Here is a 10,664-nt window from a genome sequence, read left to right as displayed (position 1 = left end):
GGGTTGGGGTGAGGGACCCCGGTCTCTCCGGAGAAGTCGCATCCCTCACCCTGTCCCTCTCCCGCACGGGAGAGGGGACCCGCGCCGCGTCCCACATCGTCGCGAGACGGGTGGATACGGTCGGCGTGGCCCGACGTGCCCCGCGCCTACCGGTCGTTCTCCGTGGTGAGCGCGTCCAGCCGGGTGCCCTCGCCGCCGCCGCCCTGCGGGTCCAGGCTCACGCCGGGCGAGGGCGCGTCGGTGAAGACGATGCCGGCCGCCATCAGGGCGCTGCGCAGGGCCTCGACCTGGCCGGAGGGCGGATCGCCGTGGCCGCCCTCGAAGGCGCGCACGAAGCCGGGCTCCAGCCCGACCTTGCCCGCGAGGTCCTCGGCCGACCAGTCCAGCAACCCGCGGGCCGCCCGCGACTGGGCCGGGGTCATCGCGCCCTGCGCGAGCCCGCTCGCCGTGCCTTCGTCCGATCCGGCCACGTGATCCTCCCTGCATCCATGATGAGCTTACAACGGAAGGGGGCCGCGTTCGTTTCCGGCCGGCTCCCGCCGGCACGAAGTTCGGCGGGGACGGCGGGGAAACGGCCGAATGCTCGGCCTTGACCATAATTGTGCTGAAATCTTATCGGATCGGCAGGTCCGCACGCCATCCGATGCAGAATCGATCGACGGCTGCGACCGGGCCTCGGCGGCTCGGGGATCGACGACGACGCGCTGATACGCGAGCGAGAGGGGCCATACCATGAGAGCGTTGCTAATCGCCGCATTGGCCTGCACCGTCGTTGCCGCTGGGCTGACCACGGCGACGGAGACGCAGGCCCAGAGCGGGAACATCACCGGCTTCGGCAAGGGCAACCGCCGGCCCGGCGGCGAGGAGAAGAAGGAGCAGTACATCCCGGCCGCCAAGGCGACCGAGAAGCAGTTCCCCCTCGATTCGACCTGGACCGCCGTGAGCCTCAACGGCAAGACCTTCGGCGGCGCGGACCGTCCGAGCTTCATCATCGACAAGCAGTACCGGGCCCGCGGCTACGGCGGCTGCAACACCTTCGCCGCCACCGCCTTCCCGCTGCGCGAGCAGCACCTCGCGGTCGGCCCCCTGGCCCTGACCAAGAAGCCCTGCGACAAGGCCCTCCAGGCCCTCGAACAGGCGTATTTCGTGGCGCTGCGCACCACCGCCCAGTGGGACCTCGTCGGCTCGCAGCTCGTGCTCAAGAGCCCGAACGGCGAACTGAAGTTCGACCGCGCCCTTTAAGCCTCCGTTGACCACGCGCGCAGGGCGCCCGGCCGGATTCAGCAGGCCTTGAGGAGCCCGGGTGCCTCCTCCGTCCGAACGGGCGGACGGGGCGGCAAATGGCGGTCAGGGTCGGGTTTCGGCAGGGTGCGCCCTTGCGCGATGGCGTGCGGACGGAGTCCCGCTACGTCCCCCTGCGCAGCCTCCACCCCGCCGCCCTCTGGCTCGCGGCCGGCTCCCCCCTGCTGGCGGCGCTGCTCCTGCTCGGGGCCCGGATCGGCGGCTGACGGATAGGGCGCGCGTCCCTCTCCCGCAGAGGGGGGAGGGCAAGGCGCACATCGCTGCCAGGACGTGCCGCCGGCCTCTCGTCTCCCTTGTGGCGCTCGTGTATTCACCCATCTCGCGACGCTGGCGGGCTGTGCGCGGGTCCCCTCTCCCGTGCGGGAGAGGGACAGGGTGAGGGATGGGACCTCTCTGGAGAGACCTTTGTCCCTCACCCCAACCCTCTCCCGCACGGGAGAGGGAGCCGCGCTGCGTTTCGACCGAACCTACCGCGGGCCTTTCCTCCCCCTTTGCGGGGAGGGGAAATACGTTCCGGAACAGAAACTCATCCGGCCACGGGCCATGTCCGACTTTGCCGCGCCGCGGCCGATCCTCCACGTCATCTCGGGCCTGCGCACCGGCGGGGCCGAGACCATGCTCGTGGCCCTCTGCCGGGCGCTCCAGGCGCGGGGCCTGCCGCAGCACGTGGTCAGCCTGACGCCGGACGGGCCGAACGCGCCGGTCCTCGAAGCCCTGGGCGTGCGCGTCCACGCCTTCGCCCCCCGCGGCCTGCCGGGGGCGGGGATGAGCCTGCTCCGCCTGGCGCGGCTGATCCGGCGCCTGCGCCCCGCGGTCGTCCAGGGCTGGCTCTATCACGGCGACCTGTTCTCCGCCCTGGCCCATCGGTTGGCCGGCGCCCCGCGGGACACGCTGCTGGCCTGGGGCCTGCGCAACTCCGACATCGACCACGCGCGCTACGGCCGCCTGCTGCGGGTCGGCGCGCGCCTCTCGCCCTGGCCCGGCGTGGTGATCTCCAACAGCCGGGCGGGGGCCGACTTCCATCGGGCGCAGGGCTACCGCCCGCGCCGCATGACCGTGATCTCCAACGGCATCGACACCGCCCGCTTCCGGCCCGACCCGGCGGCGCGGGCCGCCTGCCGCGCCGAACTCGGCCTTGCGGATCGTGACGTCGTGGCGGTGCATGCGGCGCGGGTCGACCCGATGAAGGACCATGCCGGCCTGATCGCTGCCGCCGCCCGGACACCGGAGGTCCGGTTCCTGCTCGTCGGCGCCGGGACCGAGGCGCTCGTGCTGCCGGCCAACGCCCGCGCCCTGGGGCGCCGCGACGACGTGGAGCGGATCTATGCCGCGGGCGACGTGGTGGTCTCGTCCTCGGCCTTCGGCGAGGGGTTCTCGAACGCGCTCGCCGAGGGCATGGCGGCGGGCCTCCTGCCGGTGGCCACCCGCGTCGGCGACTCCGCCCTGATCCTCGACGGCCTCGGGCATCTGCTCGAGCCCGGACGGCCGGACGCGCTCGCCGCGGCCCTGCGCGGCGCGGCGGCGCAGGATTCCGGCGCACGCCGGGCCGAGGGGCTCGCCGCCCGCGCCCGGATCGTGGGCGCGTTCGGGCCGGAGGCGATGGCCGAGCGATTCCTCGCGGCCTGGCGCGAGGCCGGGGCCACGCCCTGACGGAGCGCGGCATCGCGGGGCGCCGAGAACGGCGTTTCCCCGATACAGGTCGCGGCAGTACGAATCTTCTACGGCCGCGCCGATGACGTCCGAAACCGAGAAAAGAATTGTCGTGTCCGGTGCTTAGGTCGATTGCCTGAGCCGGGACGACGCGATATCCGGTCCTCCCGACGCGGCCCGCCGACAGGATTTCGCGACGCCCGTCCACGGGGTCGCCGGCGGCCGAGAGCCGCGACCCGACACCTTTGCCGACCAGGAGATTCACCGATGGCCGATTCCCTCGAAACCACCGCGCCGCGCAAGGTCGGCCACGGCCGGGTCTACGGCTCGATCACCGAGACCATCGGCAACACGCCCCTCGTGCGCCTCAACCGGCTGCCGCAGGCGCGCGGCGTCGAGGCCGAGATCCTGCTCAAGCTGGAGTTCTTCAACCCCATCGCCAGCGTGAAGGACCGCATCGGCGTCAACATGATCGACGCCCTCGAAGCCTCGGGCAAGCTGAAGCCCGGCGGCACGCTGGTGGAGCCGACCTCCGGCAACACCGGCATCGCGCTGGCCTTCGTCGCCGCCGCGCGCGGCTACCGCCTGATCCTGGTGATGCCCGAGACGATGTCCCTGGAGCGCCGCAAGATGCTGGCCTTCCTCGGGGCGGAACTCGCCCTGACGCCGGGCCCGCAGGGCATGAAGGGCGCGATCAGCAAGGCCGAGGAGCTGCTCACCGAGATCCCCGGTGCGGTGATGCCGCAGCAATTCTCGAACCCGGCCAACCCGGACATCCACCGCCGGACCACGGCCGAGGAGATCTGGAGCGACACCGGCGGCCAGCTCGACGCCTTCGTGGCGGGCGTGGGCACCGGCGGCACCGTCACCGGCGTCGGCGAGGTGCTCAAGCCCCGCCTGCCGAACCTCAAGGTCTTCGCCGTCGAGCCGGAGGATTCCCCGGTGATCTCCGGCGGCCAGCCCGGCCCCCACAAGATCCAGGGCATCGGCGCCGGCTTCATCCCCGAGAACCTGCACACCACGATCCTCGACGGCACCCTCAAGGTGACGAACCAGGCGGCCTTCGAGACGGCGCGGGAACTCGCCCGCCTGGAGGGCATCCCCGGCGGCATCTCGACGGGCGGCAACGTCGCCGCCGCCCTCGAACTGGCGGGCCGGCCCGAGTTCAAGGGCAAGCGCATCGTCACGGTCGCCTGCTCGTTCGCCGAGCGCTACATTTCCTCGGCGCTGTTCGAGGGCATCGGCTAACCCCCGTCCCCCCGGCGCTGCGACAGTGGCGCCGGGGTCTGCGACGGCCCGGACGCAACTCCGGCCCCACCGAACCGGTTGTTCCTCCAACAGAGTGAGGAACAGCCATGACGGACCAGACGCGCGACCGGCCTTCCCTGAAGGACTTCGACGCCTACGCCGACCGGAACGGCCAGGGTCTCGGCCAGGATTCGCCCCTCGACGTGGGTCTGGCGGCCAACACCCAGGCCGACCTGAAGGGCGACCCGGCGGGCGAGGCCGAGACCGCCCGCATCGCCTCCGGTCTCAAGGGCGAGGACGCCAGCGACGCGACCGAGGCCGAGACGCCCCCCGACAACCTGCGCAAGATCCGCGGCGAGGCGCAGCCCGGCTCCTCCGCCGCCGAGGCGATCGACCGCGCCACGGCCTCAGTCGGCCAGGACGACGGGACGCGCTGATGGCCCGCGACACCACCGAAATCTCCCAGACCGTCACCCGCAAGCCCGACGATGCCGTGGGATCGCCCGGCGCGCCCGCCGCGGGCGGCGGTCACCACACGGCCGAGCAATCCGCCATCACCGACATGGGTGCGGGCGGCGCGTCGGATGCCGAGCGCAAGGCGGCGTGGAGCGCCGATGGCGAGCCCGGCCAGTCGCCGCCGGTTCCGGGCGGCGCTTCAGGGGGCCATTCCGACCGGAAGGCGTCGGGCGGCACGCAGGCCGGCGAGACGATCGCTGCCGGACACAGCAAGGCCGAGCGCGAGGGGAACGCATGAGCGACGAGCCCAGGACGGACGAGACGCCGCCCGCGAAGAAGCCCGCCAACGCGGCGCCCGACGCGGTGATGGATCCCAACGAGAAGACCGAGGGGCATCCCGGCATGGGCCCCGAGGGCAAGCCCTCGAAGGAGAAGGACACCGATCCCGGCGGGGGATGAGGTTTTAGACACGAAGAAGGGCCGGGCGCATGGCGCCCGGCCCTTCTTCGTACGTACGACCCGTTGACGCTCAGACGGCGCCGGTCACGGCTTCCTTCGAGCGCTCGAAGCGCTTGCGGTCGTTCGGGTCGAGGTGGGTCTTGCGCAGGCGGATCGACTTCGGGGTGACTTCCATCAGCTCGTCGTCCTGGATCCAGGCGAGCGACTTCTCCAGGGTCATCCGGATCGGCGGCGTCAGGCGCACGGCCTCGTCCTTCGAGGTGGTGCGGATGTTGGTGAGCTTCTTGCCCTTGAGCACGTTCACCTCGAGGTCGTTCTCGCGGTTGTGCTCGCCGACGATCATGCCCTGATAGACCTTGGCGCCGGGCTCGATCATCATCGGGCCGCGGTCCTCCAGGTTCCACATGGCGTAGGCCACGGCCTCGCCCTTGTCGTTGGAGATCAGCACGCCGTTGCGCCGGCCCGCGATCTCGCCCTTGAAGGGCTCGTAGGCCTTGAACAGGCGGTTCATGATCGCGGTGCCGCGGGTGTCCGTCATCAGCTCGCCCTGGTAGCCGATCAGGCCGCGGGTGGGCGCGTGGAAGACGAGGCGCAGGCGGTCGCCGCCGGACGGGCGCATCTCGATCATCTCGGCCTTGCGCTCGGACATCTTCTGCACGACGACGCCGGAATACTCCTCGTCCACGTCGACCACGACCTCCTCGATCGGCTCCAGGATGCCGCCGTCCTCGTCCTTGGACAGCACCACCCGCGGACGCGACACGGCGATCTCGAAGCCCTCGCGGCGCATGGTCTCGATCAGGATCGAGAGCTGCAGCTCGCCGCGCCCGGACACGTAGAAGGAATCCTTGTCGGCCGCCTCCTCGATCTTGAGGGTGACGTTGCCCTCGCCCTCCTTGAACAGGCGGTCGCGGATCATCCGGCTCGTGACCTTGTCGCCCTCGGTGCCGGCCAGCGGCGAATCGTTGACGATGAAGGACATGGTGACGGTGGGCGGGTCGATCGGCTGGGCCTGGATCGGGGTGTCCACCTGCGGGTCGCAGAAGGTGTCGGCCACCGTGCCCTTCACCAGGCCGGCGATGGAGACGATGTCGCCCGCCTCGCCGAGTTCGATCGGGGCGCGCTCCAGGCCGCGGAAGGCCAGGATCTTGGAGACGCGGCCGGTCTCGACCAGCTTGCCGGTGCGGTCCAGCACCTTGATCGATTGGTTGGGCTTCACCGTGCCGGACGCGATGCGCCCGGTGATGATGCGGCCCAGGAACGGGTTGGCCTCCAAGAGGGTGCCGAGCATCCGGAACGGACCCTCCTCGACCTTGGCCTGGGGCACGTGCTCCAGCACGAGGTCGAACAAGGGTGCGAGCCCGTCCGTCTGCGCGCCGTCCGGGGCGGTGGCCATCCAGCCGTTGCGGCCGGAGCCGTAGAGGATCGGGAAGTCGAGCTGTTCGTCCGTGGCGTCGAGCGCCGCGAACAGGTCGAACACCTCGTTGACCACCTCGGTGATGCGCGCGTCCGGCCGGTCGACCTTGTTGACGGCCACGATCGGCTTGAGGCCGATCTTGAGGGCCTTCGAGACCACGAACTTCGTCTGCGGCATCGGCCCCTCGGCCGCGTCCACCAGCACGATCACGCCGTCCACCATCGACAGGATACGCTCCACCTCGCCGCCGAAATCGGCGTGGCCGGGGGTGTCCACGATGTTGATGCGGGTGTCCTTCCAGACGACCGAGGTCGCCTTGGCGAGGATGGTGATCCCGCGTTCCTTCTCGAGGTCGTTCGAATCCATCGCCCGCTCCTCGACCCGCTGGTTCTCGCGGAAGGAGCCGGACTGCGACAGCAGCTTGTCGACGAGCGTCGTCTTGCCGTGGTCGACGTGGGCGATGATGGCGATGTTGCGCAGCTTCATGGGGTATCCGAAGCGAGAAGAACCCGCCACGGGGCCGGCCGCAGATGCGGCCGCCCACGCCGGGTGCGATGGCGGATTCGTGCTATTGCGTCGCAATATAAGGTGTGAGGCCGCCCGGCAAGGGCGGATCGCTCATCCCGGGGCAATCGCCCAAGGGGGGCCCAAGGGGGGGCCAAGGGCGCTTGCCCCGGTTCCTTGCATGGCCTCGATCGCCGGCGCCCGCATCCGCGGGCTCAGGCCGATCCTCCGCTCCGTGTTTTCCGAGACCGGAAAACCCGCTCCGCGGGGCGCTCTCCGCGCCCGAACGCCGCAAACGCGGCGTCAGGAATCGTTACGGCTCATCCCTTCAACGCAAGCGGCAGGGCGAGGAGGGCGAGCGGCAGGGCCGCGAGCGCCGCCGGGCGCAGCCAGCCGGGGCGGTAGGACAGGAACGCGACGACGAGGAGCGCCCCGCCGGTCAGCGCCCCGATCCACTGCACCGGCCCGAAGTTCCAGCCCTCCAGGGCGATTGCCGCCGCAAGCGACAGGCCGATCCCGGCCCATCCCGCCGCCCGCAGGGACCGCGCCCGGCCCGGCGGGACGCGCCTGAGGAAGGCGTCGCGGTGGTGCCGGTCGAGGCTCAGCGCCAGCGCCGCGAGGCCGGAGAAGCACAGGGCGAGGTTGAGCCCGAGGACGACCGGGTTCATGCCCGCAAGGCCTCCTCGCCCGACAGGTCCTGCGCCGGCCGGGCGGCCCGCGCGCCGAGCGGGCTCCGGCCGGCCTTGTAGGCGGCACATCCGAACAGGAGCGCGACGGCCACCATCGCGATGTCGAAGGCGGGCACGGGGCTGCGCCCCACGGTGGCCAGCCCCACCAGGGGCACGGCGAGGTAGGCGAGGGCCGCCAGCCCCAGCCCCTCGCGCCAGGCCCGGTCCTGCGGGCGCAGGGCGCCGGCCAGGGCCGCGAGCGCCCAGGCCCCGAAGAAGATCCGGATCTCCCAGTCGGCGCGGGCGGGGAGGTCCGGCGGCAGCAGGCGGTTGGCCAGGAAGAAGGCGGCGATCCCCAGGGGCAGCCCGGCGATGGTGCCGAGGTTGAGGATGCGCACGAGGCGCAGGCCCAAGCCCGCGGGCTCGGCACCCTTGGGCGCCCGCGCCACCCCCCAGAGCACGAGGCCCGTGCCGACGGTGGCCGCCCCCATCACCCCGCACAGGACGAACAGGAGGCGCAGGGCGCTGCCGGCGAAATGCGCCTCGTGGATGCCGACCATCACGGTCGAGGTCGTGCTCGCCGCCCGCGTCGGCGCCATCCCCGCGGTGCCGAGAATCGCGCCGGTTTCCCCGTCGAAGGTGATCTGCGGGTGCTGGTGGGCGAGCCCGTGCGGCTCCTCGAAGGTCGCCACGGCGGTGGCTGCCGCATCGCCGGGGTTGTAGACGGCGAAGGCCTCCGGCGCCTCGCCCTGCCGGGCGATGGCCTGCGCCACCATGGGCCCCAGCGGCGCGAGCGTCCCGGGTCGGCCCGCCGGCGCCCGCATGTCCGCCATCAGCCCGGCCTCGACGTAGAACCGGGGCGCCTCCGCCCGGTAGGCGGCGACGAGCCCCCAGGGCATCAGCATCGGCGCCAGGGTGACGAGGCCGGTGTAGACGATCATCAGGTGGAACGGCAGCGCCAGCACGCCGACGACGTTGTGCGCGTCGAGCCAGCGGCGCTGGGTGGTCCTGGCCCCCCGCCGGAAGGTGAAGAAGTCGGCGAAGATGCGCCGGTGGGTGACGATGCCGCTCATGAGCGACACCAGCAGGACCAGGGCGCAGAGGCCGACGATCCAGCGCCCCACGGTCGGGGGCATGCCCAGCTCGAAGTGGAAGCGGTAGAGGAAGTCGCCCCCCTTGGTGGCCCGCGCCGTGGACGGCGCACCGGTCGCGGGGTCGAGGAGCGCGTTGTGGAACGGCCCTTCGAGGCTCTTCCACCAATGCACCTCGATCAGCGGCGTCTCGGGCCTGGGCAGTTCGACGTACCAGCCGGCGGCATCCGGCATCTGCCGCTTGAGGTAGGCGGCGGCCATGTCCGCCGAGCGGGCCGGGTCGGCGGTGGCGGCCGTCAGTTCGGGGCGCATCCAGCGCGAGATCTCGGTGCGGTAGTAGCTCGCGGTGCCGGTGACGAAGATCGCAAACAGCACCCAGCCGACGACGAGGCCGGACCAGGTGTGCAGCCAGGCCATCGACTGGCGGAATCCCTGCCTCATGCCGCAGGCCCCGGAGCGGAAAACCCGCCGGCGAGCCACAGGGCTGCGGCCAGCGCCAGCCCGACGAGGCCGAGGGTGAGGGCGGCGCGGCCGAGGCTGCGGGCCGCGAAGACGTAGAGCGCCAGGAGGGTGATGACGAGGAAGCTGAGCAGGGTCGCCGCGGTCACGGCCTCGGAGCGTACCAGCGGCAGCGTCAGCGAGAGCAGGGCGGTGAGCAGCGAGGCCACGACGTAGCTGCCCAGGCTCGCCAGCACGACGCGTCCGGCCACGCCGAAGCGATAGGCCGGGCCGGACCACCTCTCCTGTCGTGCGCCCATCGCGGCCTCCACGAGTTTCTTCGACATGCTTGCGGAAGGCGGGGTAGCAAGCCCGCGAAGGTGGGGGCAACCGCTATGTTTCGGAACGATTCCAGTGTGGGCGCAGCCCCTTACGGCCCCGGCGGCAGGGATGACATCGCCTGCCGACACGTGCCCCGCCCCGCGCGCGGTCCGCACGCGGATGGGCTAGGATCGGCGGGGGCCGGTCCCGATCGCGTTGCAATCGGGACCGGCCCCCGCTCTTGTCGTGACGCGCGCTCGTTCGCCGAACCGGCCTCCACGTCGACGGAGCGCGCTCCGGGCCCACCGCCCCGGCCGAACCCCCGCGAGACCTCAGCGACCCCGTGACACACGCAAAGCCCGACCCGGCCCGCCCCCCGATCCGCTTCCGCGGCCGCTCGTTCATGGCCACCGTGCTGGCGCCCCTGCCGCCGGTGGCGGACTGGCTCGCCGACCTCGACGCCCTCGGCCGGCGGGCGCCCGCCTTCTTCGCCGGGCGGCCGGTGATCCTGGACCTGTCCGGCCTCAGCCTCGTGCGCCAGGACCTCGTGGACCTCGTGGCGGACCTGGCCGCCCGCGACATCGCCATCCTCGGCATCGAGGGCGCGCCGCCCGCGATCCTCGCCCCCGGCCTGCCGCCACCGCTCTCCGGCGGGCGCCCGGCCGGCGAGGTCGAGACCCCGGGCGAGCCCGCGCCGCAGACCCCGCCCCCCGCGGCCGCCCGCTCGCTGATCCTCGACGCGCCGGTGCGCTCGGGCCAGGCGGTGCTGCATCTCGACGGCGACGTCACGGTGATGGGGGCGGTAGCCTCGGGCGCCGAGGTGATCGCGGGCGGCTCGATCCACGTCTACGGCCCCTTACGCGGCCGGGCGGTGGCGGGGGCGGCCGGCAACCCGCAGGCCCGGATCTGGTGCCGGAAGTTCGAGCCGGAGTTGGTCGCCATCGACGGCCTCTACCGCACCGCCGACGACCTCGACCCGGCGTTTCGCGGGCAGGCGGTGGAGGTCCGCCTCGTGGAGGACGCGATCCGGCTGGTGGCGCTGGAGCGCGGCTGATGGACCACGCCGCGGAGGGAGGCCGGCTATGGCGCGCGCCTTCCCTCCCCCCTCTG

Annotated in this window: 13 protein-coding genes; 8 read left to right on the top strand and 5 right to left on the bottom strand. The window is 72.2% G+C overall.

What is annotated here, in order from left to right:
* Nucleotides 1-146 precede the first annotated feature (146 nt).
* On the bottom strand, nt 147-470 hold the full coding sequence (locus COGEMETH_RS19350) for a helix-turn-helix domain-containing protein (RefSeq protein WP_238184236.1): 324 nt from the start codon (nt 468-470) through the stop codon (nt 147-149).
* Nucleotides 471-732: 262 nt separating this feature from the next.
* Between COGEMETH_RS19350 and COGEMETH_RS19345 the strand changes: the two genes are divergently transcribed.
* From COGEMETH_RS19345 to COGEMETH_RS19315, 7 genes are all read left to right on the top strand, one after another.
* On the top strand, nt 733-1,242 hold the full coding sequence (locus tag COGEMETH_RS19345) for an META domain-containing protein (protein ID WP_238184235.1): 510 nt from the start codon (nt 733-735) through the stop codon (nt 1,240-1,242).
* Nucleotides 1,243-1,340: 98 nt separating this feature from the next.
* Nucleotides 1,341-1,508 (top strand): hypothetical protein, encoded by a 168-nt coding sequence (locus COGEMETH_RS19340; protein ID WP_238184234.1) that lies wholly within the window; start codon nt 1,341-1,343, stop codon nt 1,506-1,508.
* Nucleotides 1,509-1,845: 337 nt separating this feature from the next.
* On the top strand, nt 1,846-2,952 hold the full coding sequence (locus tag COGEMETH_RS19335) for a glycosyltransferase (protein ID WP_238184233.1): 1,107 nt from the start codon (nt 1,846-1,848) through the stop codon (nt 2,950-2,952).
* A gap of 267 nt (nt 2,953-3,219) precedes the next feature.
* Nucleotides 3,220-4,200 carry a cysteine synthase A gene (gene cysK, locus COGEMETH_RS19330; RefSeq protein ID WP_238184232.1) on the top strand — a complete coding sequence of 327 codons (981 nt, stop codon included), beginning with the start codon at nt 3,220-3,222 and terminating at the stop codon, nt 4,198-4,200.
* A gap of 107 nt (nt 4,201-4,307) precedes the next feature.
* Nucleotides 4,308-4,637, top strand: a complete 330-nt coding sequence (locus tag COGEMETH_RS19325; RefSeq protein ID WP_238184231.1) for a hypothetical protein — start codon at nt 4,308-4,310, stop codon at nt 4,635-4,637.
* Nucleotides 4,637-4,954: a hypothetical protein gene (locus COGEMETH_RS19320; protein ID WP_238184230.1), complete on the top strand. Its 318-nt coding sequence runs from the start codon at nt 4,637-4,639 to the stop codon at nt 4,952-4,954. Before COGEMETH_RS19325 ends, COGEMETH_RS19320 begins: the two co-directional genes overlap by 1 nt.
* A complete protein-coding gene (locus tag COGEMETH_RS19315) occupies nt 4,951-5,115 on the top strand; it encodes a hypothetical protein (protein ID WP_238184229.1) in 165 nt (54 codons plus the stop codon). The genes COGEMETH_RS19320 and COGEMETH_RS19315 overlap by 4 nt, the downstream gene beginning before the upstream one ends.
* Nucleotides 5,116-5,185: 70 nt before the next feature.
* Here COGEMETH_RS19315 and typA read toward each other — a convergent pair whose 3' ends face one another.
* The 4 genes from typA to COGEMETH_RS19295 form a co-directional block, all read right to left on the bottom strand.
* Nucleotides 5,186-7,018 (bottom strand): translational GTPase TypA, encoded by a 1,833-nt coding sequence (typA, locus tag COGEMETH_RS19310; protein WP_238184228.1) that lies wholly within the window; start codon nt 7,016-7,018, stop codon nt 5,186-5,188.
* A gap of 338 nt (nt 7,019-7,356) precedes the next feature.
* Nucleotides 7,357-7,704 (bottom strand): DUF3325 domain-containing protein, encoded by a 348-nt coding sequence (locus tag COGEMETH_RS19305; protein WP_238184227.1) that lies wholly within the window; start codon nt 7,702-7,704, stop codon nt 7,357-7,359.
* Nucleotides 7,701-9,236: a PepSY-associated TM helix domain-containing protein gene (locus COGEMETH_RS19300; RefSeq protein ID WP_238184226.1), complete on the bottom strand. Its 1,536-nt coding sequence runs from the start codon at nt 9,234-9,236 to the stop codon at nt 7,701-7,703. Before COGEMETH_RS19300 ends, COGEMETH_RS19305 begins: the two co-directional genes overlap by 4 nt.
* Complete coding sequence (locus COGEMETH_RS19295) at nt 9,233-9,553, bottom strand: iron transporter (RefSeq protein ID WP_238184225.1); 321 nt, start codon at nt 9,551-9,553, stop codon at nt 9,233-9,235. The genes COGEMETH_RS19300 and COGEMETH_RS19295 overlap by 4 nt, the downstream gene beginning before the upstream one ends.
* 404 nt (nt 9,554-9,957) lie before the next feature.
* On the opposite strand from COGEMETH_RS19295, the gene minC reads away from it, so the two are divergent.
* Complete coding sequence (gene minC / locus COGEMETH_RS19290) at nt 9,958-10,608, top strand: septum site-determining protein MinC (protein WP_238184237.1); 651 nt, start codon at nt 9,958-9,960, stop codon at nt 10,606-10,608.
* The last annotated feature ends 56 nt before the right edge of the window (nt 10,609-10,664 follow it).

It is taken from the genome of Methylobacterium trifolii (assembly GCF_022179685.1).
In the GTDB taxonomy this organism is placed as follows: domain Bacteria; phylum Pseudomonadota; class Alphaproteobacteria; order Rhizobiales; family Beijerinckiaceae; genus Methylobacterium; species Methylobacterium trifolii.
This window is presented reverse-complemented; position numbering and strand designations above follow the sequence as displayed.